Origin of the sequence: Pseudomonas sp. NBRC 111138, from assembly GCF_001320835.1 — a bacterium.
In the GTDB taxonomy this organism is placed as follows: domain Bacteria; phylum Pseudomonadota; class Gammaproteobacteria; order Pseudomonadales; family Pseudomonadaceae; genus Aquipseudomonas; species Aquipseudomonas paracarnis.
In genome coordinates this window covers 37,313-60,395 of record NZ_BCBO01000048.1, presented here as the reverse complement: position 1 = coordinate 60,395, position 23,083 = coordinate 37,313, and the positions used below count along the sequence as shown (strand labels likewise).

Here is a 23,083-nt window from a genome sequence, read left to right as displayed (position 1 = left end):
TCCCGTTCGGCTGCGCAGCCGCCGCCGATGGGGGCGCTTCGCACCCCAGCGGGAGCAAGCTCCCTCGCCACACACACACACACACGGAATGTGCACATTTGTTCAGAATTGTCTGGAGGACAAGTGTCGCTTCTCTCCTTATGATGCGCCCCGTCCACTCGGCTCTGGGGCTTATTGCGGCGCAAGGATTGCGTTGTTTGAGCCGGGTGGGCATCCTCAGAATTCATGCAACACAGGGCCGAATCGGTCGGCTGCAAATACCGTCTGTGGGAGCTGGCTTGCCTGCGATGGCGGCCTCCCAGCCGACGCCTATCTACCTGACACACCGCGATCCAACTGTGGGAGCGGGCTTGCTCGCGAAGGCGGCCTGACAGGCGACGCAGGTATACCGGGTGTATATCCATTCCTGCGGTAACGGCCACTTAGGGTTCCGCTTTTACAGCGGCTCACTTTTGAAAAGCCCAAAAGTAAGCAAAAGGCTCTTGCCCCACCACTCGGAACCTCGCTTAGGCTCGATGTGCCCGTAATCCGCCAGTGATTTGGGGGGCCGCCGCCACGCGCCATCCATGGCGCGGGGCGGCTAAACCGGCATCCCTGCCGGTTTACCCCCCAAATCCCTGTCGAATTCCGGCCAGCGTGGTTTGACGGGGCGCTTAAGATCAAGATCAAAAGCAGATCAAGATCAAGAGCGGCTCGCTTCGCATCGTGGTTACCATTAAGGCGGTGACGCTTGGCGTTCGGTCTTGCATCCAGTCATTTCAACAGCGTTTCAACGCATATATCCATGGAACGCTGCTGCGTCTGCTCATACAACTGCAACTCATCAATCGTCCTGCGCCCCAGCGCCTGTTCGAAGGCATCTCGGTTGGAGTTGCCCGCGTAGTGACTCTGCGCCCCATCCCCCAGGTTTGACTGGAAGATCCCCGCCGCACTGACCGGTAAAAAGTCCTCATACACCAACGGCTCCACCGCCACATGACCGGCACCGACCAGCGCCTCCAATGTGCGCGGCTGATCGGCCTGGCCGCGTGCCGTCAGGCCTTTATCGGTGACGAAGTAGCGAAAATACGCCAAGCCCTGCTCGCGCATCTGCGGGTAGTTATCGGGGAAGGCGTGGAAGTGCTGTTCCATCAATTGCACATAGCGCTCGGCGTTGGCTTCATTGGGGAATGTGCCGAGTTCGTCACGGGCGGCGTTCAGCAGTTGGTCGTACAGGGCGCGGCCTTTAGGGGTAAGTGCGACCCCGCGTTGTTCGATTTCGCCGAAGCGCGCGCTGTGGCTACCGTGGGCATCGGTGAAGGCGATGGGTTCGTCCAGGGCCTTGAAGCTGGTCTGGCGCAGCAGGATCGGGCACTGGCGCCGGGGTGGGCCTTCGATCACGGCTTTGGGAGTGATGCCTTTGCCGGGCATCGCCGCCTGCACCTGGTCGATGTCCAGGGTGCGTGGCGTCAGGTGGTTGATGTGCGGGCCTTTGAACGCGACGACGTCGGCGATAAGGCGGTGCTGGTCGCTCAGTTGCTGATATTGGGCGCCGGTGACGGTGGCAGTGTGGTGCCAGCGGAACGTCTCCAGGGCCTGGCGGATAAAGGCCTCGGCATCGCTGGCATTCAAGCCGCCTTGGGTCTCTGCCTGGTCGATCAATGCCAAGGCCTCGCCGGTGAAGATCGAGCGCTTGGCCAGGGCGCTTTCGGCGAAGGCGCGCAGGTCGGGGTTTTCGATCAGTTCCAGGCGCAGCAATGAGGTGAACACGCGAAACGGGCTGGTTTGCAGCGCATGTTCATGCACGGCGCGAAAGGCGGTGGAGTGAACAGGCACGCCAGCGGGGGTGAGGTCGTAGTACCCCACCGGTTGCATGCCCATCACCGCGAACAAACGGCTGATGGTTGCCAGTTCCGCAGCGGTGCCCAAGCGGATGGCGCCGTGGCGTTCCATGCCCAGGCGCTGGATTTCGCCGGTACGCTGCAGCTGGTGCGCCAGGCCCGGTTCGCTGTCGAGCACATGTGCGTTGGTCTCGGCCACCAATTCCAGCAACGCCCCATATAAAGGAACTTCCTCTCGATACATGTCGGACATGGCCTTGGAAAAGCCCTTGCGGATCTCGTCAGGGCTGACATGTGCAGTGGCGTGCATAGAAAAATTCCTGATGACTGGAGCGATGAAAGTGGCCTTTGCCTGATTTTGTTGAGCAGCCTGCCGCCTTGCAAACGAAGATTCTTCTGGACTTCATTCTGCAAATGAATGAGTTGATCCTGCGTCCAAGTCTTCATGTGCAAGCGGGCGTCATTGGGCTCTACACTGCGCTCCACTGTGTAGGTGAAGGAGGACCCAATGACGGCCAAACCCGCAACCAACCTGCTGGACACCCTCGAAGGCCAGCGCCTGGCAACGCCAGGCGCCGAGCAGTGGCGCGAGTGGGGCCCGTACCTGAGTGAACGCCAATGGGGCACGGTGCGCGAAGACTACAGCGCCGACGGTGACGCCTGGGCCTACTTCCCTCATGAGCATGCACGCAGCCGCGCCTATCGATGGGGCGAGGATGGATTGGCCGGTTTCAGTGACAAGGCTCAACGCTGGTGCCTGGGCCTGGCGCTGTGGAACGAGCGTGACGCAATCCTCAAGGAACGTCTGTTCGGCCTCGACAACGCCGAAGGCAACCACGGTGAAGACGTCAAGGAACTGTACTTTTTCGTCGATGGCGTGCCGAGCCATGCCTACATGCGCATGCTCTACAAATATCCCCATGCGGCCTTTCCCTACGCTGACCTGATCGCCGAAAACGCCCGTCGTGGGCTGGCGGATGCCGAGTATGAAATCCTTGATACCGGTGTGTTCGCAGACAACCACTACTGCGACGTCAGTGTCGAATACGCCAAGCATCAGCCCGACGATATTTTCATGCGCGTCACCGTGCATAACCGTTCGGACCAACCCACACGCCTGCAGGTGCTGCCCCAGCTCTGGGCGCGCAATGACTGGAGCTGGACCTTCGATGCACCCAAGCCCAGCTTGAGTTTGGACGGCGAGCGGGTTCTGGCGCGTCATCATGAGCTCGATGATCGCCACCTCAGTGCCTGGGGCCAGGACGGGTTGCAGTGGCTGTTCTGCGAAAACCAAACCAATCGTCCCAAACTGGACGGGCAACCGGCGCCGGGGCCATTCAAGGATGGCGTTAATGATTACGTGGTGGGCGGGGTTGGGTCGGCTGTTCGCCGGGACGCCGGCACCAAGGTGGCCGCGCATTTCACCCTTGAACTGGCGGGCCAGGAAAGCAAAATCCTCTACCTGCGTTTTGCGCCTTTGGACGCGCCCGATGTCAATGCGCGCAAGCTATTCGAACAGCGCCGCCAGGAGGCCGATGACTTCTATGCGGTCTTGCAACAGGGCCTTGCCGATGACGATGCGCGCAATGTGCAACGCCAGGCCCTGGCCGGCCTGCTGTGGTCCAAGCAACTGTACTATTTCGACGTGAACCAGTGGCTTGACGGCGACCCGGCCCAGCCCGCGCCACCGCCCGAGCGTCTGCTTATCCGCAATACCCATTGGCGGCACCTGAGCAACTTCGACATCTTGTCCATGCCCGACACTTGGGAATACCCCTGGTATGCCTCCTGGGATCAAGGCTTCCAGGCGGTGGCCATCGCGCTGATCGACCCCGGTTACGCCAAGCAACAGCTGTTGCTGCTGGTAAAGGACCGCTTCATGCACCCCAACGGCCAATTGCCGGCCTACGAATGGCGCTTTGACGACGCCAACCCGCCCGTGCACGCCTGGGCCAGCTGGCGCGTATATCAGCAGGACAAGGCGTTGACCGGCGTGGGCGACATGGATTTCCTGGAGCGGATCTTTCACAAGCTGCTGCTGAATTTCTCCTGGTGGGTCAACCGCAAGGACGCCGAGGGCCGCAACCTGTTCCAGGGCGGTTTTCTGGGCCTGGACAATATCGCCTTGTTCGACCGCTCGGCCACATTGCCGCCGGGTTACCAGTTGGACCAGGCCGATGGCACCGCCTGGGTGGCGGCCTACGCCCTGGACCTGATGCGCATCGGCCTGGAGTTGGCCAAGCGCAATGCGGTGTATGTGGACATTGCCGTGAAGTTCTTCGAGCATTTCCTCTACATCGCCGGCGCTATCAACCGCGTCGATGACAGCACCGAAGGCTTGTGGGATGAGCAGGACCAGTTTTTCTACGACGTACTGCACCGTCCTGATGGCCAGAGCGAACCGGTGCGCCTGCGCTCCATCGTCGGGTTAATGCCGCTGTTCGCGGTGCTTGTGCTGGAACAGCGCGAGCACGAGGGCCTGGAAGGCTTGCGCGAGCGCCTGCTGGGCTTTATGCATCATCGGCCGGACCTGGCCAGGTTGGTTTCGCGCTGGACCGAACCGGGGCAGGGCAACCGCCTGTTGCTGGCGCTGCTGCGCGGTGAACGCACCAAGGATTTGCTGCGACGCATGCTGGATGACCAGGAGTTCTTGTCGGCCTTTGGCGTGCGCGCCCTGTCCAAGGCGTTCGCCGAGCAGCCCCTGGCGTTGAAGATGAATGGCGACACCTTGTGCGCCAGTTACCAACCCGGTGAATCCGACTCACGTTTGTACGGCGGCAACTCCAATTGGCGCGGGCCGCTGTGGATGCCGGTCAATTACATGCTGATTGAATCGTTGCGCGAATTTCATCGCTATTACGCGGAGCATTTTTCCGTGGAGTACCCGACGGGCAGTGGGTATCTGGCGTCTCTCGAGGAAGTGGCTGACAGCCTCAGCGAGCGGCTGACGCGGCTGTTTCTCAAAGATGAAAACGGTGTGCGGCCGTCGATGGCGGGGTATGCGCAGTTGCAGGAAGACCCGGCCAGTCGTGACCTGGTGTTGTTCCATGAGTATTTTCATGGTGAGACAGGGCGAGGGTTGGGGGCTTCACACCAGACCGGGTGGAGCGCGTTGGTGGCGTTGTTGCTACAGCCAAAAACCTGAGCAGTCCTACGGATTTGCTTTTCTGTGGGAGCTGGCTTGCCTGCGATACAGGCACCGCGGTGCGTCCGGCAAATGGAGTAGATGCCATCGCAGGCAAGCCAGCTCCCACAGGGGATCTTCATTCACCGCGAGAATGCAGGCAAAAAAATCCCGCCTGGGGAGGCGGGATCAGGATTCAGGGTTACCCGTGAATCAGGAAGGGAACAGCTCGCTCAGTTTCATCGCCAGCATCATGTCGCCTTCGGTGCGCAGCTTGCCGCCCATGAACGCTTGCATGCCGTCGGTGGAGCCGTCGACGATGCCTTCCAGGGTCTCGCTGTCCATCACCAGGGTGACCTGAGCGTCAGGGTTTTCGCCTTCTTTGAGTTCGCAGGTCTTGTCCTTGACCACCAGCGAGAAATTCTTGCTGTCGTCGATACGGAAACCGAACACCAGGTCCAAGCCTTCGGCAGCGCTTGGGTTGAATTTGGCTTTCATTGCTTCTACTGCTTTAGCTACGTCAGTCATGGTTTCGATCCTTAAGGGTAGAGTCCAGTGACCTTGGGGTCACGGTTGGCCGCAGTTCATCGGAAAGTGATGAGCTGCGGCGCCTTCAACAGTTGCAAGTGGGCGTGACTGTTGAAGGAAGCCAGTGCCACCTCGCGACCACGGAACTTCAGTTGGTTGAGCGAGGTGTTAACAATTTGCCAGTTCATTTCGAAGGCCTGGGCGGCAGGCATTCGGGTAATCAGGTGGAGCAGGGCGGTGATGGTGCCGCCGGAGGTGAATACGGCGATTTTGTCGGTGTGGTTGGCGGCTTCAAGGATCCGCTGCAAACCACCCTGGACCCGCTCGACAAACCCCAGCCAGCTTTCCAGCCCGGGCGGATCATAGGTGCCGGCCAGCCAGCGTTCGATGATCAGGGCGAAAATGCGTTGGAACTCGCTGCGGTTCTGCGGGCCATTGCGCAGGACGTGCACGGCATCCGGTTCACTGCTGAGCAGGTCGGGCAACAGGCCGCGAATGATTGCCTCGCCGTCGAACTCGTTGAACGCGCTGTCTGTTTCCAATGGCGGAACCGGCAAGCCCAGGGCGCTGTACTGGTCGAACGTGGCGCTGGCAGTGTGCTGCTGGCGACGCAGGTCGCCGGCGATGCAGCGGTCAAACGCAATGCCCAGGTCTGCCAGGTGGCGACCGAGCACTTGCGCTTGTTCCACGCCAATGGGCGAGAGGACGTCATAGTCGTCTGCACCGAAGGAAGCCTGGCCATGTCGAATCAGATAAATGCTGCCCACGTCCGTTTTCCCGGTACGTTGAAAGTCTGGCGAGGTTATGAGGATGCCTGCGAGCTGTCAATGAAAAAACATACGCTTGTTTTAAAAGCGCGTTGGAGCCCGCCTGCTGGCGGTTTGATCACTGGCTCCTTCGCAGTGGCGTCGGTATGCTGAGGCCATCCGCGCCTGGCGCAGTGCATTTTTTAAGGAGACATATGGATTTTTTGGCCGAATACGCGAGCTTTCTGGCGAAGACCGTCACCCTGGTGGTCGCTATTCTGGTGGTACTGATCAGCTTTGCAGCACTGCGCAGCAAAGGTCGTCGTAAATCCGCCGGCCAATTGCAGGTCAGCAAGCTGAATGATTTCTACAAGGGCTTGCGTGAGCGCCTGGAGTCCAGCCTGCTCGACAAGGACCAGCTCAAGGCCCTGCGCAAGTCCGAAACCAAAGCTGAAAAGAAGAAAGACAAGAAGAAGCCCGAGCCCAAGCCACGGGTATTCGTGCTGGATTTCGACGGTGACATCAAGGCCTCGGCCACCGAAAGCCTGCGTCATGAAATCACCGCACTGCTGAGCCTGGCCACGCCCAAGGATGAAGTGGTGCTACGCCTGGAAAGCGGCGGCGGCATGGTGCACAGCTATGGCCTGGCCTCCTCGCAACTGGCGCGTATCCGCCAGGCCGGCGTGCCGTTGACCGTGTGCATCGACAAAGTCGCGGCCAGCGGTGGCTACATGATGGCGTGCATCGGCGAGAAGATCATCAGCGCTCCCTTCGCCATTCTCGGTTCCATTGGCGTGGTGGCGCAGTTGCCCAACGTCAATCGCCTGCTTAAAAAGCACGACATCGACTTTGAAGTGCTGACCGCCGGTGAATACAAGCGCACGCTCACAGTGTTCGGCGAAAACACCGAGAAGGGCCGGGAGAAGTTCCAGGAAGACCTGGACATCACTCATCAGCTGTTCAAGAACTTCGTCTCGCGTTACCGCCCGCAGTTGGCGATTGACGAGGTGGCCACTGGCGAAGTGTGGTTGGGGGTTGCCGCTCTCGACAAACAACTGGTCGATGAGCTGCAAACCAGCGATGAATACCTGGCCACCAAGGCCAAGACCGCCGAAGTGTTCCACCTGCACTATGCCGAGCGTAAGAGCCTGCAGGAGCGCGTGGGCTTGGCGGCCAGCGGTTCGGTGGACCGGGTGCTGTTGACCTGGTGGAGCCGCTTGACCCAGCAGCGGTTCTGGTAAGCCATTACTGAAATCCAGGTAATCCCTTGTCGATCGTTCCCACGCGGAGCGTGGGAATGCCACCAGTGACGCTCTGCGTCACCCTGGCGTAGGTGGGACGCGGAGCGTCCAAGGCTGCATTCCCACGCGGAGCGTGGGAACGATCATGTCAGGTCAAACGGGGTTTAATCGAGTCCGCCAACTGCGTAAGGATCAGGCAGCACGATACGGCCCCGGCATCCAGAACGCCGAGGGAGCGCTCACCCAAACGACTCGCTCGGCCAATCTTGGCCACCAGGTCCTTGGTCGAATCCCGCCCCTGAGAAGCAGCGCTTTTCATCGCGTCGAGTGCATCGCTGAAAGAACGCGCCGCTGCATGCGCCCGTTCAAAGGCTTCCACCGCCGGGATCAACGTGTCCATCAAGCACTTGTCGCCCACGCCCGCTTCGGTGATGTCCTGCAACGAGGTCAAGCCGCCGCGCAGCAGATGGGCGAAGGTGGCGGCGTCGATGTCTTCACTGCCGCGCACTTCGTCGGCCATACCGATAAACAGGCTGCCATACAAGGGCCCCATGGAGCCGCCGATGCCTTCCATCAGGCTCAGGGTCAGTTCATCCAGGGCTTCGGCCAGGGTCAGTTGGCGGCCTTCGATCGTACGGCCGCAATGGGCAAAGCCCTTGGCCATGTTGATGCCATGGTCGCCATCGCCTATAGCGCCGTCGACTTCGCTGAGGTACTCCCGGTTGGCCACGATCACGCTGACCAGGTCGGCGACGATGGCGCTACCCTCATGGGTGGAAAAATGCTGGCTCATGGTTCACTCCGCCTGGGTCATGCCGATGGAGCGGCAGGGTTGGTCGATCAGGGTTTTCAGCTCGGCGTCGAGGCCGAGCAGGGTCAAGGTCACGCCCATCATCTCCAGGGAAGTGAAGTAGTTGCCCACGTAGCAGCGGTGAATCTTCAAACCTTTGGCCTTGAGCTGTTTTTCCACCTCGGCGTAGAAAATATACAACTCCATCACCGGGGTGGCGCCCAGGCCTGAGACCAGCACCACCACGCTGTCGTCCTGGCTGAAATCGCGGTCGGCGAGGATCGGCGCCAGCATGCGCTCGGCCATGGCGGCGGCCGGTTCAATCGGGATGACTTCGATGCCCGGTTCGCCATGATGGCCGATACCCAGCTCCATCTGGCCGTCGGGAATCTGGAAGTTCGGCTTGCCCACCGCGGCTATCGTGCAGGGCGTAAGGCCGATACCAATCGAGCGGCAGTGGTCGACGGTTTTCTGCGCCACCCGAATCACGCCGTCCAGGTCGTAATGCTGGGCAGCGGCGGCACCGCCGATCTTCCACATGAAGATCTCCCCGGCCACGCCGCGACGCTTGGCAATATCGGCCTTGGGCGCGGAGGCCACGTCATCGTTGGCGACCACGGTGCGGATGCGCATGTCTTTGCTGGCGGCCATTTTCATTGCCAGCTTCACGTTCATGTTGTCGCCCGCGTAGTTGCCATACAGGCAGGCCACGCCTGCGCCATGGTCGGCGGCGCGGAAGGCGTCGAAAAAGCTTTTGGCGGTGGGCGAGGAAAAAATCTCGCCGACGGCCACCGCATCCACCAGGCCCGGGCCAACATAGCCGAGGAACGCCGGTTCATGCCCGGAGCCGCCGCCGGTGACAATGCCGACGCGGCCCTGGGCGGACGGTCTGGCCCTGACAATGACCCGTGGGTTGCTTTCGTACTGGCGCAGTTCGGGGTGCGCGACCAGGATGCCGCGCAGCATGTCTTCGACCACTTGGTCGGGATCGTTGATGACTCGATTCATAACGCGGGTTCCTGTGTTCTTGTTCTAAGGGGCGACACCCTTCCATTGTGGGAGCAGGCAAGCCAGCTCCCACAGGGTTTTGTGTTGTTACTGAGATCAGGGTTCGAGCACAACCTTCAGCGATTTATCGCCGCGTTCCATCACTGCAAAGGCTTCCTTGAAGTCCGCCAGCGCAAACTTGTGGGTCACCACGTCGCGCATATCGATCTTGCGGTTGCCGATAAAGTCTATGGCCCTTGGGTACATATACGGCCCCAGGTGCGAGCCGAGGATATCCAGCTCCTTGCGGTCACCGATGATCGACCAATCCACCGTGGCCTCGTCATTGAACACGCTGAATTCCACAAAGCGTCCCAGCTTGCGCAGCATCGCCAGGCCTTGGTTCACCGCCTTGTGATGCCCGGTCGCCTCGATATAAATGTCGCAGCCGTAGCCATCGGTGATTTCGCGGATCTTCGCCAACACATCCACCTCGGCCGGGTTCCACACTTCATCGGCGCCCAGGCGCAGGGCGAGGGCGGCGCGTTCGGGTTTCATGTCCAGCACGATGAGTTTTTTCGGGTTGCGCAACCGCACCGCGCCGATGATGCCCAGGCCCAGGGTGCCGGCGCCGGCGACCACCACGATGTCGTCATGGTCGACGTTGGCGCGTTCCGCCGCGTGTAGCGAGCAGGCCAGGGGTTCGATCAGGATCGCTTCATCGGGGGCGATGGATTCCGGTACTTTGTGGATGATGCCTTCCTTGGTGAAGATCATGTATTGGGCCATGGCGCCCTGCACATTGTTCTGGAAGCCATACAGGTCGTGCTTCTGGCACATCCAGTACTGGCCGTGGTTGCAAAAGCGGCAGCCCCAGCACGGCACGATCTGCTCGGAGATCACCCGGTCGCCCACGGCCACGCCGCGCTTCTCGGCGCCTGGGCCAAGGGCGACCACGCGGCACACGAACTCATGCCCGGGGATCATCGGTGGCTTCACGTAGCGCGGTTGTTCGGCATCGCCCCAGAACGACGGCGCGCCGCGATAGGTCTTGATATCGCCCATGCAAATGCCGCACAGCTCGACTTTGGTCAGGATCTCGTCGGGGCCGGGCGTGGGCACGTCGACGGTTTCCAGGCGGTAATCTTCGGGACCGTGGCAGACCACAGCCTGCATGGTTTTCGGGATGCTCGGGGCGAGTTGTTCAGGTGTGCGTTCGGTGACGGTGGACATGACAAAACCTCACGACATAACGATGAATTACTGAATGCTGTAGCCGCCGTCGATCACCATGTTGGCACCGGTGATCATCTGTGCGGCGTCGCTGAGCAGGTACAGCGCCAGCCCGGCGATTTCTTCCGGCTGGGCAAAGCGACCTGCTGGAATCTGCAATTTGGCCCGCTCACCCACCTCGCCCGCCCAGGCTTTTTTGCCCAGGGCGGTTTCGACGATGGTCGGAGAGATGGCGTTGACGTTGATCTGCGGCGCCCACTCCATGGCCAATACCTTGGTCATGCCGACGATGGCGGCCTTGCTGGCGCAGTAGGCGACGTGACGGTCCAGGCCAATCACGGCGGCCTGGGACGCCAGGTTGACGATGCGCCCGCCGCCCTGGGCGATCATGTGCCTGGCGCAGGCCTGAGCCATGAAAAAACTGGCCTTGAGGTTGATGTCCAGGGTGGTGTCCCAGGCGCTTTCGCTGACCTCGATGGCCTTGTCCAGCAGCACCACGCCTGCACTGTTGATCAGGTAATCCAGGCGCTGGAAATGCGCGAACACCTTGTCGACGGTCGGTTGTATCTGGTCGATCCTCCCGAGGTCGACGGCAATGCCAAGGTGCCCGGCACCCAGGCTGGCGGCCGCCTCGACCACGGCCGGGTCGCGGTCCAGCAGCGCCACCCTTGCGCCGCGTTCCGCCAGCAAGGTGGCGCAGGCCAGGCCGATGCCGGCGGCGCCACCGGTGATCACCGCGCAACGGCCGCTGAGGTCGAAGGCTTGGTTCCAGAAACCAGACATGAATGACTCCTCGTTCTCACGCTCTGCGTGGGAATGCCGCGTGGAACGCTCTGCGTTCCGATGTTAAGTGACGCGGAGCGTCACGGGATGCGTTCCCACGCGGAGCGTGGGAACGATCAAACTACTTACCGCCGCTGACTTGCTTGTACAGCGCGTCCGCATTGGCATTGGTCACCGGCACCCAGGGCAGAATGTAATTCTTGGCCGTGCCGTCACCCCATTTCACGTCTTTGGCATAGCGCTCCCAAATCACCGATTGCGGCTTGTAGTCCTTGCCGGCCAAGGCACGCAACGCTACGTCCAGCGCGCCTTGGGACTGGGCCTGGGCATCCTGTAGGAAGGTGGTGACTTCGTCCTTTTTCGCCGCCTGGATCGCATCCGGCATGCCGTCGATAGAGGTCACAGGCACATCCTTGGAGGTGAGGCCATGGGACTTCAGCGCCTGCACGGCGCCCAGGGCCATGTCGTCATTCTGGGCGATCACGCCATTGATGCCCTTGGGGTGGGCGTTGAGCCAGTCTTCGGTGAGCGTCATGGCCTGGGCGCGGTCCCAGTTGGCGGTTTTCTTTTCGATGATCTTGATGTCCGGGTGTTTGCCCAGCACTTCCAGCTCGCCTTTTTCCCGGTCGATCTGCGCCGACTGGCCAATCGGGCCCTGGATGATCACCACATTGCCCTTGCCATTGAGCTTGTCGACCATGGCCTGGGCCTGCAGGCGGCCGCCTTCCACGTCGTCGTTGCCCACATACGGCACGCTGGCATCGGCTACTTTCGTATTGGAGGCGATGACCACCACGTCGTTGCTCATGGCGGCCTTGACGGTACCGACGCCGGCCTTGGTATCAATCGGTACGAACAGAATCGCGTCGTAGCGTTGGGTCACCATGTTTTCGATCTGGTTGTTCTGGGTCAGGGCGTCGTAGTTGCCGTCGAACACGGTCAACTGCACGGTGCCATCCTTGACGGCCGGATGTTCCTTGAGCTCGCGGACCCAGTTCTGCATGAACTGACCCTTGAGGCCATAGACGGCTGCGCCGATCTTGTAGGTCTTGCCGTCGGCGGCCAGGGCGATACTGCTGGCGAGCAGGGAGAGGGCCGCCGCAGCGGCCAGGGTGGTACCCAGTTTCATAAGTAGAACTCCAGTTATTGTTATGGGTCGTTCTTCAGCGTTTCTTCTTGCGCCACACGTCGATCAGTACTGCAAACACGATGATCAGGCCCTTGGCGACCTGCTGGTAATAGGAGGACACGCCGAGCAGGTTCAGGCCGTTATTGATCACGCCGATCAACAGTGCCCCGAACAAGGTGCCGACAATGCTGCCGGTACCGCCGGACAAACTGGTGCCACCGATCACCACTGCGGCAATCGCGTCCAGCTCGTAGGAAACCCCGGCCTGGGGCAGGGCAGAGGTGGTGCGTGCCGACAGCACCACGCCGGCCAACCCGGCGAGCAGGCCCGAGACCACGTAGACCGAGAACATCACCTTGCGCACGCCAATGCCCGATGTGCGCGCGCTTTTTTCATTGCCGCCCACCGCGTACACATAACGGCCGTAGGTGGTGTAGCGCAGCACCATCCAGAAAATAAGCGCGACTACGGCGAAGATGATGATCGGCACGCCCACCGGGCCGACCTTGCCGATGCCCAGGGCCAGGTAGGCGTCGGGCAGGTCGGTGATCGGGCTGCCGTCGTTGAGAATAAAGGTCATGCCCCGGGCGATGCTGAGCATGCCGAGGGTGGCCACGAACGGCGGGATCGACAGGTTGGCGATCATGAAACCATTGACCACCCCGAGCATCGCGCCGGCAAACATCCCTGCGCTGACCGCCGCCAACAGGCCATAACCCTGGGTGGCGACCATGGCGCTGCACAACCCGGCGAACGCCAGGATCGACCCCACCGACAGGTCGATGCCCTTGGTCAGGATCACATAGGTCATGCCCACGGCGAGAATGCCGTTGATGGAGGTCTGGCGCAGGATGTCCATCCAGTTGCGCCAGGTCATGAAGTACTCACTGGAAAACGCCATCACCACGCACAGCAGGATAAACACCAGCGGCAGGCCGAAGCGGTCGAGGGACAGGCGCAGGCGGTTGCGCGGCGCGGCGGTAACGGGGGCAACGATGGTTTTGGCATTCATGAGGCAAGACTCAACAAGGCTTCCTGGGAAAGGGCGGTGTCGGTGCTGATAGTGACCAGCCGGCCACCTTTGAAGACGGCGATGCGGTCGCTCAAGTGCAGCAGTTCCGGTGCTTCTGACGACACCACAATGGCTGCGCCACCGGCCCGCACAAACTGGTCGAGCAGGTGGTAGATCTCCTGTTTGGCGCCTTCGTCGATGCCGCGGGTGGGTTCATCGCAGAGCAGGCACACCGGTTCCGTGGACAGGCATTTGGCGAGCACCACCTTTTGCTGGTTGCCGCCGCTCATGGACGCCACCGGCAGCTCCAGGGAGCTGGTCTTGATCTGCAGGCGCTTGACCATGTCTTCGGCCAGTTGCGCTTCTTTGCGTGCGTTGATCAGCGACCAACTCGACAAGCGCTTATAGGCCGACAGTGCAATGTTCGACAGGATGCTGCCGGTCAGCACCAGGCCGCTGTCCTTGCGGTCTTCGGTGACCAGCGACATGCCGGCGTCGATGGTCGCCTTGGGCTGCCCGATGGGCATGGGCTTGCCTTGCAAGGTAACGCTGCCGGCATCCGCCACGGTCAGGCCGTAGATGCAATTGAGGAATTCACTGCGCCCGGAGCCCATCAACCCATAAATGCCGAGGATCTCGCCACGGCGCAGCTGCAGGCTGATGTCGTGGAACTCACCGTTGCGGCTCAGGTTGTCGACCTGCAGGCAGGTGCTGGCCGCGCATTCGCGGCCCACCTTGTGGTCGATGCGCGTCAGTTCCTGGCCGACAATGCCGCGCACCAGGTGGTCGCGGTCGATATCGGCCATGCGCCCGCTTTCGACAAAGGCGCCATCACGGAAGATGCTGTAGTCATCGGCGATCTGCGCCAGTTCGCTCAGTCGATGGGACACGTACACGATGCCGGCACCGCGTGCGGTAAGGCGGCGAATCGCCTTGAACAGGGTTTCGGCCTCGCGCTCGCCGATGGCCGAGGTGGGCTCGTCCATGATCATCACTTGGCAGTCATGGCTGAACGCCTTGGCGATTTCCACCAATTGCATCTGCGCCACGCTCAAGCGGTGCATGGGGCTGGTGGCGTCGACGTCGAACTCCAGGCTTTCGAGCAGTTCGCGGGTGCGGCGGTTGAGGGCCTTGCTGTCGACGATGCAACCGGCGCGGCGCGGTTCGCGGCCCAGCCAGATGTTTTCGGCGACGGTCATGTAGGGGATGGGTTCGAGCTCCTGGGTGATCATTGCGATCCCCGCGGCCAAGGCTTCACTCGGGCGATTGAACTGCACTGGTGCGCCGTTGAGCAGAATGCTGCCGGCGTCACGCTGGGTGATGCCCATCAGGATGCTCAGGAAGGTCGACTTGCCGGCACCGTTGCCGCCGCACAGGGCGTGGACGCTGCCGGCGCGCAGAGAAAGGCGCCCGTCGCGCAGGGCTGGCACCCCGGCGTAAGCCTTGGCGACGTGTTCAGCCTGGAGCAGTAATGGCGTGGCCATCGGCGTGTCCTCGTGCTGTGAATTCTTATTAGGTCGCACAGTCATGTTTCGCTGTGATCATATGTGTATCAAATGAAATTCTGATCAGTCAATCTCTTTCACTTAAAAGGTGTGATTCTCATCTTTGACGCGGTTATTGCCTTGGTATAGGGCTTTGACTGGCAGGTCAGTTAAATCTCGCTTGACAGTAAGGGGTGAATGCTTGCGAAATGAGTGAGAGATATTTCACTAAGTGATCATTTGATCAGTGGAGTTTGGCGCCATGAACACACCTTTCCCGGTGGCTATCGGATGTGATGAAGCGGGTTTTGAGCTCAAAGAGTTGTTGAAGCGCCATATCGAGGCGTTGGGATACCCGGTGACCGACTTCGGTACGCATTCAACGGCGCCGGTGCTGTACCCGGACATCGCCCTGGCCGTGGCCACCGCCATCAATGCCGGGCAACAGCGCCTCGGCGTGCTGGTATGCGGCACCGGCATAGGCATGGCCATCTCGGCCAACAAGGTGCTGGGCATCCGTGCGGCCCAGGCCCATGACACCTACTCGGCGGAGCGGGCGCGCAAGAGCAACGATGCGCAAATCCTCTCCATCGGTGCGCGGGTCATCGGTGCGGAGTTGGCCAAAAGCATCGTCAGTGCGTTTTTGGCCTCGGAGTTCGAAGCGGCGCGGTCCGGGGCCAAGGTCGAACGCATCAATGCGATCGAGCGCGATGGGCATCAGTAGTGGACGGCGCGGGGCAAGAGTCGGGAGAATGCGCCTTTGACGCCGAAACGGAAGCCCGTCCCCATGAGTGACAGTACCCAGCGCATGGCCAGTGATATCGATCAGATGACCGAAGTGGCGATGCTCTATTACCTTGAGAACGTCACTCAGGAGGCCATTGCCAAGCGCTTTGACCTGTCGCGGGCCAAAGTCAGCCGCCTGCTCAAGCGTGCTCGGGATGAAGGGATCGTCGAGGTGCGTGTGTTGCAGCACCCGGCGATGAACAACGAGCTGGAGCGGGCGCTGGTAGAGCGCTTCAAGCTCGACCGCGCCTTGATCGCGGTCGACCACAGCGACCCCGACACCCAGCGCTCGGCGGTCGCCAGCCTGGTCGCCAACTACCTCAACAAGACCCTGAGTGATGGGATGATCGTTGCCGTGGGCATGGGGCGTAACGTCGGCGCGGTGGCCGATAACGTGTTTCTGCCGGTGACCCGCAACTGCACCTTCGTGTGTGCCATCGGCGGTTCGCTCAAGGCCGGCGAATACATGAACCCTGACCACATCTGCCGACGCCTGGCCCTGCGCTTTGGGGGCGAAAGTGAAAGCCTCTACGCCCCGGCGTTGGTGGCCAACCCGGAACTGCGCGGGGTGCTGATCAACAACGACACGGTGCGTTCGACCCTTGACCGCGCACGCCGCGCTGACATTGCCTTGATCGGCATCGGCGACATGAGCGAGAACAGCAACATGGTGCGCATGGGCTGGTTCTCGCCCCAGGAAATCGCCCAGGCGCGCCTGTCTGGCACTGTGGGCGACATGATGGGCTATGACTTTATCGACATTCACGGCCAGCCGGCGGTCAACGCCATCCAGGGGCGGGTGATCGGGTTGACGGTGCAGGAGCTGTTTCGCATCCCGGACGTGGTGGCGATTGCCAGCGAGAACACCAAGGCGGCGGCGACCTTGGGGGCGTTGCGTTCGGGGGTGATCAATACGCTGGCGACCACCGTCACCAATGCCCACACCATCCTGGCGCTGGACGATGCCACTCGTAAACCCTGATACAGATCGTTCCCACGCTCCAGCGTGGGAACGCATCCTGTGACGCTCCGCGTCATCCTTGCGCGGGTGGGACGCGGAGCGTCACAGGCGGCATTCCCACGCAGAGCGTGGGAACGATCATGCATCGAGGTGCCGGCATCTCAACGATCATGCATCGAGGTGCCTGCATCGCGGGCAAGCCAGCTCCCACAAGTATCGCTGTGCTTCTGATAGGGGTTTACAGGTTTTGTAATAGTTTTGCGTTGTGGGAAATTTGTATTTCGAATGTAGGATTCAAGTCCTTTTGTCATTTCAGGACTTGCATGAACACCCTCTCGGAGCCTCCCAGTCGTCTTTCCCCAAGACAACCGCTGTCGCTGTTCCCGCTGAAGCACCCCGTATTCCGTCAACTAACCTTGTCCCGGTCGCATGACCGCACTTTGCCGTGCCCGGCGTTCTGAACACTTTAAAGACAGAGAATTTATAAATGGAATGGTTAGCGGATCCTACGGCCTGGCTCGGCCTTGCGACCTTGATTGTGCTGGAACTGGTGCTGGGTATCGACAACCTGGTGTTTATCGCGATCCTGGCGGACAAGTTGCCGCCGGAGCAGCGTGACCGTGCACGTTTGATCGGTTTATCCCTGGCGCTGCTGATGCGCCTGGGCCTGTTGGCGAGTATTTCCTGGTTGGTGACCCTCACCCAGCCGCTGTTCGAGGTGTTCGACAAGAGCTTCTCCGGCCGTGACCTGATCATGCTGTTCGGCGGTATATTCCTGCTGTTCAAGGCCACCATGGAATTGCATGAGCGCCTTGAAGGCCATGTGGCGCAGCACAAGGGCAGTGTGGCTTACGCCATGTTCTGGCCGATCGTCGCGCAGATCGTGGTGCTGGATGCGGTGTTCTCCCTCGACGCGGTGATTACCGCCGTGGGCATGGTTGACGAGCTGGCGGTGATGATGATCGCCGTGATCGTGTCCATCGGCCTGATGATCGTGGCGAGCAAGCCGCTGACCCGTTTCGTCAATGCGCACCCCACCGTGATCATGCTGTGCCTGGGCTTCCTGATGATGATCGGTTTCGCCCTGACCGCCGAAGGCCTGGGCTTCCATATTCCCAAGGGCTACTTGTACGCGGCCATTGGCTTCTCGATTCTGATCGAGGTGTTCAACCAGATCGCCCGAGCCCGTCGCAAGAAGTCGGCGCAGGGCGTGTTGCCGGTGCGTGAGCGTACCGCCCATGCGGTGATGCGCTTGTTGGGCGGCCGCAGCCTGGCGGTGGAAGAGGTGGGTGAAGACGTGGCTGACCTGCTGGGCGAGCCGGATGCTGCGCAGGGTCCGCTGTTTGACCGACGCGAACGGGTGATGATCAGCGGCGTGCTGCAACTGGCCGAGCGGCCGATTCGCACCCTGATGACCCCAAGGGCCAAGGTTGATTGCATCGACCTGGCGGATGACCCCGAGACGATCCGTCTGAAACTGATGCACTCGTCATACTCGCGTCTGCCGTTGATCCGTAACGGTGCGGTGGATGAGCCCCTGGGTTTTGTGCACAAGAAGGAGTTGCTCAAGGAGTACCTGGCCGGCAACGAGCCGAACCTGGAACACCTGGCGCGTCGGGCGATCAACCTGCTGGAGAGCTTTTCGATCCTCAATGCCCTGGAGCAGATGCGCCAGGAGTCCACTCACATCGCGTTCGTGATCAACGAATTCGGCGACTTCATGGGCGTATTGAGCATGACGGATATTCTGGAATCCATCGCCGGTGAATTGCCCGATGCCAGCGAAATCGAAGGGCCCGATATTGTCGAGCAAGGCGATGGCTTCCGTGCCAATGGCGCCTTGAACCTCAACCTGGTGCGTCAACGCACGGGCTTCAAGGCGGTGACGACCGAGGATTATCAAACCCTGGCAGGTTTGGTGATGAGCCTGCTTGACCGCCTGCCGGTGGTGGGCGATAGCCTGGAACATGAAGGCTGGCGTTTGACCGTGGCTGAAGTGGAGGAGCGTCGAGTGACGCAAGTGCACTTGCACCCTTGCTCAGGTCATAACGGCTGAAGATGTTCTTCACGTACTGCTCTTGTTCTTCAAGGGGGCCCAAACCTTTGTGTTGTTCCACCAGGGCGCCCTTGCGATAGATCAGCAGCGTCGGGGTGCCTGACACGTCAGGGTGCCTCGGCGTATGGGCGCAATCGAGTACCAGGCTCACGACCCAGGGATGCTGCCAGGCGTGCTGTTCGAACAAGGAGCCTGCCTGCGCGCAAGCGGGGCAGTGCTCTGATACAAACAGGAGGAACACCGGGCGCGGTGTATTCAGTACGCGTTCGAACGCTTTGGCGCTGGAAATGATGCGGGTGGCCATTCCCATGGTGATCTCCCTTCAAGCCGCGTGGGTGTTTGCCAACGCTAAGCCCGTGGCTTGCCACCGCCTACTGTCAACCTTCACAGGTCTGCCTCGCGCTCTATGCGCTCCCTGGCCTTGCGGGCCTGGCTCGCGCACTTCTCGTATTCCTCATTGTCGCGGGAGGCCTTGGCCCGGCGATAGCCATGGTGATTCTGGGCGGTGTAGTCGGTGCTGAAGGCTTCCTTGAGTTTCTGCAGTTCTTCCTTGCATTCACGGCGGTCGCTACTGGCCAGGGCGTTGCCAGCCACCCCGAGCAAAAGCACGGGCAAGATATATCGCAGTTTCATCAGTCAGGGTTCCATGTAAGGGCGAGCAAGCACGCTCTTAGAGGGTAGCCCAGGTGTTCGGTATTGGTGCGCAGTAACAGGGTTTGAGGTCTTGCGTAGCAAAGCGTTTGTACTCACGGGCAGGCGCCGCATTCCCATCAGGCCGCTATCTGACTGATCCAAAAGGCATTTGCGGGGCGCATGTCTTTCCATGAGCACCTATGGCACACTTTCTGCTGTCTATTCCGTTGTTACATACCAAGTTCCGGTATAGCGGAATACACAATCCCTGGAGTGCTTGTCATGCATCACCGACCTTCCGTATTCAAAGCGTGTGTTTTTCTCGTCGCTGCATCGGCTTCCCTCGCCAGCGTTGTGCAGGCGGCGGACAGCAAGCTCGATGATGTGCTCAAGCGTGGGCACTTGATCGTAGGTACAGGCAGTACCAATGCGCCGTGGCACTTCCAGGGAGCGGATGGCAAGTTGCAGGGATTTGATATCGACATCGGCCGCATCGTGGCCAAAGGCTTGTTCAATGACCCGAGCAAGGTGGAGTTTGTGGTGCAGTCATCCGATGCACGTATTCCCAACCTGCTCACCGACAAGGTCGACATGAGCTGCCAGTTCATCACCGTCACCGCCAGCCGTGCGCAGCAGGTGGCCTTCACCCTGCCGTACTACCGGGAAGGCGTCGGCCTGCTGCTGCCCAACAACAGCAAGTACAAGGAAATCGAAGATCTCCAAGCCGCAGGTGATGACGTTACCGTGGCAGTGCTGCAAAACGTATACGCCGAAGAGTTGGTGCACCAGGCGCTGCCCAAGGCCAAGGTCGACCAGTACGACAGTGTCGACTTGATGTACCAGGCCGTGAACTCAGGCCGCGCCGATGCCGCCGCCACCGATCAGTCCTCGGTCAAATACCTGATGGTGCAGAACCCTGGCCGCTACCGCAGCCCCACCTACGCCTGGAGCCCGCAAACCTATGCCTGTGCGGTCAAGCGCGGCGACCAGGACTGGCTGAATTTCGTCAACACCGCGCTGCACGAAGCCATGACCGGTGTGGAATTCCCCGCCTACAAAGCCTCGTTCAAGCAGTGGTTCGGCGTGGACCTGCCAGAACCGGCGATTGGTTTTCCCGTGGAATTCAAGTGACCCGCAACAACAGGGGCGTGCCTGAACACGCCCCCTTCAGGTGCTGCTGACCATGAACTATCAGTTGAACTTTGCCGCAGTCTGGCGTGATTTCGACACCTTGCTGGCGGGGCTCGGCCTTGGGCTACAGTTGGCTTTGCTGTCGATCGCCATCGGCTGCGTGATCGGCCTGTTGATGGCGTTTGCCATGCTTTCCAGGCACCGCGCGTTGCGTATTATTGCCTCGGTGTATGTCACCGTGGTGCGCAACACCCCGATCCTGGTGTTGATCCTGTTGATCTACTTCGCCTTGCCCTCCCTGGGCATTCGGCTGGATAAGATTCCCTCGTTCATCATCACCCTGTCGCTGTATGCCGGCGCCTATCTCACCGAGGTATTCCGCGCAGGCCTGGTGAATATTCCCAAGGGCTTGCGGGAAGCCGGCCTGGCCATCGGCCTGGGGGAGTGGCGGATTCGCGCTTACATCACCGTGCCGGTGATGCTGCGCAACGTGTTGCCGGCACTCTCGAACAACTTCATCTCGCTGTTCAAGGACACCTCCCTGGCCGCCGCGATCGCGGTGCCGGAACTGACCTATTACGCCCGCAAGATCAACGTCGAAAGCTACCGGGTGATTGAAACCTGGCTGGTCACGACCGCGCTCTACGTGGCTGCCTGTTACCTGATTGCCATGCTGCTCCGTTACCTGGAACAGCGTTTGGCTATCCGTCGTTAAGGAAGGGCCTCATGTACGAATCCCCCAGTTGGCTGCATGAATTGTGGATCGCCCGCGAGACCCTCTGGGCCGGCTTTCAGGCCAGCGTGGCGGTCTCGGCGCTGGCGATTGTCTTTGGCACCCTGATCGGCATCGTCGCCGGGTTGATCCTCACCTACGGCAAGTTCTGGATGCGTGCGCCGTTCCGTCTGTATGTCGATTTGATCCGTGGCACGCCGGTGTTTGTGCTGGTGTTGGCATGTTTCTACATGCTGCCCGCCCTTGGCTGGCAAATCAGTGCGTTCCAGGCCGGTGCTGTCGGGCTCACCTTGTTCTGTGGCTCCCATGTATCGGAAATCGTGCGCGGCGCGCTGCAGGCCATTCCCCGTGGGCAATTGGAAGCGGGCAAGGCGATTGGCCTGACGTTCTATCAGTCCCTGGGCTACGTGCTGTTGCCCCAGGCGCTGCGGCAGATCTTGCCGACCTGGGTGAACTCCTCTACGGAAATCGTCAAGGCTTCCACCTTGCTGTCGGTGATCGGTGTGGCCGAATTGCTGCTCAGTACCCAGCAGGTGATCGCGCGCACCTTCATGACCCTGGAGTTCTACCTGTTCGCCGGTTTTCTGTTCTTTGTCATCAACTACGCCATCGAATTATTCGGGCGCTACATTGAAAAGCGGGTGGCCTTGCCATGAACCAAGCTCAAACCAACCCAGCGCTGCTGGACATTCGTGGCCTGCGTAAACAATACGGCCAGGTGGAAGTGCTCAAGGGCGTCGACCTGTCCATGCAGCGCGGCAATGTGGTGACGTTGATCGGCTCCAGCGGCTCGGGCAAGACCACCTTGCTGCGCTGCGTGAACCTGCTGGAAGAGTTCCAGGGCGGGCAGATCACCCTGGATGGCGAGTCCATCGGCTACAGCGATGTCGGCGGCAAGCGTGTACGCCACCCGGAGCGGGTGATCGCCCAGCACCGCGCAATGACCGGCATGGCGTTCCAGCAATTCAACCTGTTCCCGCACCTGACCGCGCTGCAGAACGTCACCCTCGGCTTGCTCAAGGTCAAGAAAATGGGCAAGGATGAAGCGGTAGCGCTGGCCGAAAAATGGCTGGACCGCGTCGGCCTGCTGGAGCGCCGCAACCACTTTCCCGGCCAATTGTCCGGTGGTCAGCAACAACGCGTGGCCATTGCCCGGGCCATTGCCATGAACCCCAGCCTGATGCTGTTCGACGAAGTCACCTCGGCCCTCGACCCGGAGTTGGTGGGCGAAGTGCTCAGCGTGATCAAGGGGTTGGCGGAGGAGGGCATGACCATGTTGTTGGTCACCCACGAGATGCGCTTTGCCTATGAGGTCTCGGACCAGATCGTCTTCATGAACCAGGGCCGCATTGAAGAGCAGGGCAGTGCGAAGGACATCTTCGAACGGCCGCAGTCGCCGCGCCTGGCAGAATTTCTCAAGAACATTCGTTTTTAACAAGGAGCAACTTTATGAGCATTACTCGTTACGGCACCGGCAGCACCGCAGGTGGCGGCCAGCCACGTCCGTTCGCCCGCGCGGTGGAAGCCGATGGCTGGCTGTACGTGTCGGGCCAGGTGCCTGCGGTGGACGGTGAAATCATCAATGGCGGCATCATCGAGCAAACCCGCCAGACGATGCGCAACGTGGTGGCGATCCTCGAAGAAGCCGGCTACGAGCTCAAGGATGTGGTGCGGGTGGGCGTGTGGTTGGAAGACCCACGGGACTTCTGGAGTTTCAACAAGGTATTCGGCGAATACTTCACCCCGGAGCACGCACCGGCGCGCGCCTGTGTTCAGGCCAATATGATGGTCGATTGCAAGGTCGAGATCGATTGCGTGGCCTACAAGAAAAAGGCCTAACTGATCATTCCCACGCTCTGCGTGGGAATACCGCCTTGGACGCACTGCGTCCGCGCATGTGACGCAA

The 23,083-nt window shown here is 60.7% G+C and carries 21 protein-coding genes and 1 pseudogene; 10 read left to right on the top strand and 12 right to left on the bottom strand.

The window, feature by feature from the left end; all coding sequences use genetic code 11:
• Positions 1-753: 753 nt before the first annotated feature.
• Complete coding sequence (locus APH41_RS09305) at positions 754-2,130, bottom strand: VOC family protein (protein WP_054918586.1); 1,377 nt, start codon at positions 2,128-2,130, stop codon at positions 754-756.
• 198 nt (positions 2,131-2,328) lie between these two features.
• On the opposite strand from APH41_RS09305, the gene APH41_RS09300 reads away from it, so the two are divergent.
• Positions 2,329-4,965 (top strand): hypothetical protein, encoded by a 2,637-nt coding sequence (locus APH41_RS09300; protein WP_054918584.1) that lies wholly within the window; start codon positions 2,329-2,331, stop codon positions 4,963-4,965.
• A gap of 192 nt (positions 4,966-5,157) precedes the next feature.
• On the opposite strand, the gene APH41_RS09295 is transcribed toward APH41_RS09300, so the two are convergent.
• Positions 5,158-5,472: an SCP2 sterol-binding domain-containing protein gene (locus APH41_RS09295; protein ID WP_034125754.1), complete on the bottom strand. Its 315-nt coding sequence runs from the start codon at positions 5,470-5,472 to the stop codon at positions 5,158-5,160.
• 56 nt (positions 5,473-5,528) lie between these two features.
• A complete protein-coding gene (locus APH41_RS09290) occupies positions 5,529-6,239 on the bottom strand; it encodes a histidine phosphatase family protein (protein WP_054918582.1) in 711 nt (236 codons plus the stop codon).
• Between the two features lie 194 nt (positions 6,240-6,433).
• Here APH41_RS09290 and sohB point away from each other — a divergent pair, with 194 nt between their 5' ends.
• Entirely contained in the window at positions 6,434-7,459 is a 1,026-nt protein-coding gene (sohB, locus tag APH41_RS09285) for a protease SohB (protein WP_054918580.1), read from the top strand.
• A gap of 148 nt (positions 7,460-7,607) precedes the next feature.
• Here the strand turns inward: sohB and dhaL are convergent, their stop codons facing one another.
• From dhaL to APH41_RS09250, 7 genes are all read right to left on the bottom strand, one after another.
• Positions 7,608-8,252 carry a dihydroxyacetone kinase subunit DhaL gene (dhaL, locus tag APH41_RS09280; protein ID WP_054918578.1) on the bottom strand — a complete coding sequence of 215 codons (645 nt, stop codon included), beginning with the start codon at positions 8,250-8,252 and terminating at the stop codon, positions 7,608-7,610.
• Between the two features lie 3 nt (positions 8,253-8,255).
• A complete protein-coding gene (locus APH41_RS09275; RefSeq protein WP_034125751.1) occupies positions 8,256-9,257 on the bottom strand; it encodes a dihydroxyacetone kinase subunit DhaK in 1,002 nt (333 codons plus the stop codon).
• Positions 9,258-9,353: 96 nt separating this feature from the next.
• Positions 9,354-10,469, bottom strand: a complete 1,116-nt coding sequence (locus APH41_RS09270; protein ID WP_019817618.1) for an erythritol/L-threitol dehydrogenase — start codon at positions 10,467-10,469, stop codon at positions 9,354-9,356.
• Positions 10,470-10,496: 27 nt separating this feature from the next.
• Complete coding sequence (locus APH41_RS09265; RefSeq protein ID WP_054918576.1) at positions 10,497-11,252, bottom strand: SDR family oxidoreductase; 756 nt, start codon at positions 11,250-11,252, stop codon at positions 10,497-10,499.
• Between the two features lie 121 nt (positions 11,253-11,373).
• On the bottom strand, positions 11,374-12,381 hold the full coding sequence (locus tag APH41_RS09260) for a substrate-binding domain-containing protein (protein ID WP_034125748.1): 1,008 nt from the start codon (positions 12,379-12,381) through the stop codon (positions 11,374-11,376).
• A 34-nt stretch (positions 12,382-12,415) separates the two neighbouring features.
• Positions 12,416-13,393: an ABC transporter permease gene (locus APH41_RS09255; RefSeq protein WP_014718193.1), complete on the bottom strand. Its 978-nt coding sequence runs from the start codon at positions 13,391-13,393 to the stop codon at positions 12,416-12,418.
• Positions 13,390-14,877, bottom strand: coding sequence for a sugar ABC transporter ATP-binding protein (locus tag APH41_RS09250; protein WP_054918574.1), 1,488 nt, complete (start codon positions 14,875-14,877; stop codon positions 13,390-13,392). The genes APH41_RS09255 and APH41_RS09250 overlap by 4 nt, the downstream gene beginning before the upstream one ends.
• A 262-nt stretch (positions 14,878-15,139) precedes the next feature.
• On the opposite strand from APH41_RS09250, the gene rpiB reads away from it, so the two are divergent.
• From rpiB to APH41_RS09235, 3 genes are all read left to right on the top strand, one after another.
• Positions 15,140-15,601, top strand: coding sequence for a ribose 5-phosphate isomerase B (rpiB, locus tag APH41_RS09245; protein WP_019817614.1), 462 nt, complete (start codon positions 15,140-15,142; stop codon positions 15,599-15,601).
• 63 nt (positions 15,602-15,664) lie between these two features.
• Positions 15,665-16,645: a sugar-binding transcriptional regulator gene (locus tag APH41_RS09240; RefSeq protein ID WP_054918572.1), complete on the top strand. Its 981-nt coding sequence runs from the start codon at positions 15,665-15,667 to the stop codon at positions 16,643-16,645.
• 466 nt (positions 16,646-17,111) lie between these two features.
• A complete protein-coding gene (locus APH41_RS09235) occupies positions 17,112-18,680 on the top strand; it encodes a TerC family protein (RefSeq protein ID WP_054918570.1) in 1,569 nt (522 codons plus the stop codon).
• Between the two features lie 22 nt (positions 18,681-18,702).
• Here APH41_RS09235 and APH41_RS27995 read toward each other — a convergent pair.
• Positions 18,703-18,984 (bottom strand): annotated as a pseudogene (locus tag APH41_RS27995) (thioredoxin family protein); the annotation flags it as partial.
• Positions 18,985-19,064: 80 nt separating this feature from the next.
• The gene (locus tag APH41_RS09230) at positions 19,065-19,313 is read right to left on the bottom strand and encodes a hypothetical protein (RefSeq protein WP_034125743.1); all 249 of its coding nucleotides are present in this window, start codon (positions 19,311-19,313) and stop codon (positions 19,065-19,067) included.
• A gap of 282 nt (positions 19,314-19,595) precedes the next feature.
• On the opposite strand from APH41_RS09230, the gene APH41_RS09225 reads away from it, so the two are divergent.
• Genes APH41_RS09225 through APH41_RS09205 form a run of 5 tightly spaced genes read left to right on the top strand, consistent with a single transcriptional unit; the run spans position 19,596 to position 23,016 of the window.
• Entirely contained in the window at positions 19,596-20,444 is an 849-nt protein-coding gene (locus tag APH41_RS09225; protein WP_054918568.1) for a transporter substrate-binding domain-containing protein, read from the top strand.
• A 52-nt stretch (positions 20,445-20,496) separates the two neighbouring features.
• A complete protein-coding gene (locus APH41_RS09220) occupies positions 20,497-21,159 on the top strand; it encodes an amino acid ABC transporter permease (protein WP_034125741.1) in 663 nt (220 codons plus the stop codon).
• A gap of 11 nt (positions 21,160-21,170) precedes the next feature.
• Entirely contained in the window at positions 21,171-21,833 is a 663-nt protein-coding gene (locus APH41_RS09215; protein WP_034135844.1) for an amino acid ABC transporter permease, read from the top strand.
• On the top strand, positions 21,830-22,612 hold the full coding sequence (locus APH41_RS09210) for an amino acid ABC transporter ATP-binding protein (RefSeq protein WP_020301585.1): 783 nt from the start codon (positions 21,830-21,832) through the stop codon (positions 22,610-22,612). Before APH41_RS09215 ends, APH41_RS09210 begins: the two co-directional genes overlap by 4 nt.
• 14 nt (positions 22,613-22,626) lie before the next feature.
• Positions 22,627-23,016: a RidA family protein gene (locus APH41_RS09205; protein WP_003191822.1), complete on the top strand. Its 390-nt coding sequence runs from the start codon at positions 22,627-22,629 to the stop codon at positions 23,014-23,016.
• Positions 23,017-23,083 lie beyond the last annotated feature (67 nt).

What these genes read in the sequence shown, in the direction of transcription:
- APH41_RS09215 (WP_034135844.1), top strand. Translation starts at nt 21,171, where the DNA reads ATGTACGAATCCCCCAGTTGGCTGCATGAATTGTGGATCGCCCGCGAG.
- APH41_RS09275 (WP_034125751.1), bottom strand. Translation starts at nt 9,257, where the DNA reads ATGAATCGAGTCATCAACGATCCCGACCAAGTGGTCGAAGACATGCTG.
- APH41_RS09220 (WP_034125741.1), top strand. Translation starts at nt 20,497, where the DNA reads ATGAACTATCAGTTGAACTTTGCCGCAGTCTGGCGTGATTTCGACACC.
- APH41_RS09230 (WP_034125743.1), bottom strand. Translation starts at nt 19,313, where the DNA reads ATGAAACTGCGATATATCTTGCCCGTGCTTTTGCTCGGGGTGGCTGGC.
- APH41_RS09270 (WP_019817618.1), bottom strand. Translation starts at nt 10,469, where the DNA reads ATGTCCACCGTCACCGAACGCACACCTGAACAACTCGCCCCGAGCATC.
- APH41_RS09250 (WP_054918574.1), bottom strand. Translation starts at nt 14,877, where the DNA reads ATGGCCACGCCATTACTGCTCCAGGCTGAACACGTCGCCAAGGCTTAC.
- APH41_RS09225 (WP_054918568.1), top strand. Translation starts at nt 19,596, where the DNA reads ATGCATCACCGACCTTCCGTATTCAAAGCGTGTGTTTTTCTCGTCGCT.
- APH41_RS09260 (WP_034125748.1), bottom strand. Translation starts at nt 12,381, where the DNA reads ATGAAACTGGGTACCACCCTGGCCGCTGCGGCGGCCCTCTCCCTGCTC.
- dhaL (WP_054918578.1), bottom strand. Translation starts at nt 8,252, where the DNA reads ATGAGCCAGCATTTTTCCACCCATGAGGGTAGCGCCATCGTCGCCGAC.
- APH41_RS09255 (WP_014718193.1), bottom strand. Translation starts at nt 13,393, where the DNA reads ATGAATGCCAAAACCATCGTTGCCCCCGTTACCGCCGCGCCGCGCAAC.
- APH41_RS09205 (WP_003191822.1), top strand. Translation starts at nt 22,627, where the DNA reads ATGAGCATTACTCGTTACGGCACCGGCAGCACCGCAGGTGGCGGCCAG.
- rpiB (WP_019817614.1), top strand. Translation starts at nt 15,140, where the DNA reads ATGAACACACCTTTCCCGGTGGCTATCGGATGTGATGAAGCGGGTTTT.
- APH41_RS09295 (WP_034125754.1), bottom strand. Translation starts at nt 5,472, where the DNA reads ATGACTGACGTAGCTAAAGCAGTAGAAGCAATGAAAGCCAAATTCAAC.
- APH41_RS09235 (WP_054918570.1), top strand. Translation starts at nt 17,112, where the DNA reads ATGGAATGGTTAGCGGATCCTACGGCCTGGCTCGGCCTTGCGACCTTG.
- APH41_RS09305 (WP_054918586.1), bottom strand. Translation starts at nt 2,130, where the DNA reads ATGCACGCCACTGCACATGTCAGCCCTGACGAGATCCGCAAGGGCTTT.
- APH41_RS09210 (WP_020301585.1), top strand. Translation starts at nt 21,830, where the DNA reads ATGAACCAAGCTCAAACCAACCCAGCGCTGCTGGACATTCGTGGCCTG.
- APH41_RS09265 (WP_054918576.1), bottom strand. Translation starts at nt 11,252, where the DNA reads ATGTCTGGTTTCTGGAACCAAGCCTTCGACCTCAGCGGCCGTTGCGCG.
- APH41_RS09240 (WP_054918572.1), top strand. Translation starts at nt 15,665, where the DNA reads ATGAGTGACAGTACCCAGCGCATGGCCAGTGATATCGATCAGATGACC.
- sohB (WP_054918580.1), top strand. Translation starts at nt 6,434, where the DNA reads ATGGATTTTTTGGCCGAATACGCGAGCTTTCTGGCGAAGACCGTCACC.
- APH41_RS09300 (WP_054918584.1), top strand. Translation starts at nt 2,329, where the DNA reads ATGACGGCCAAACCCGCAACCAACCTGCTGGACACCCTCGAAGGCCAG.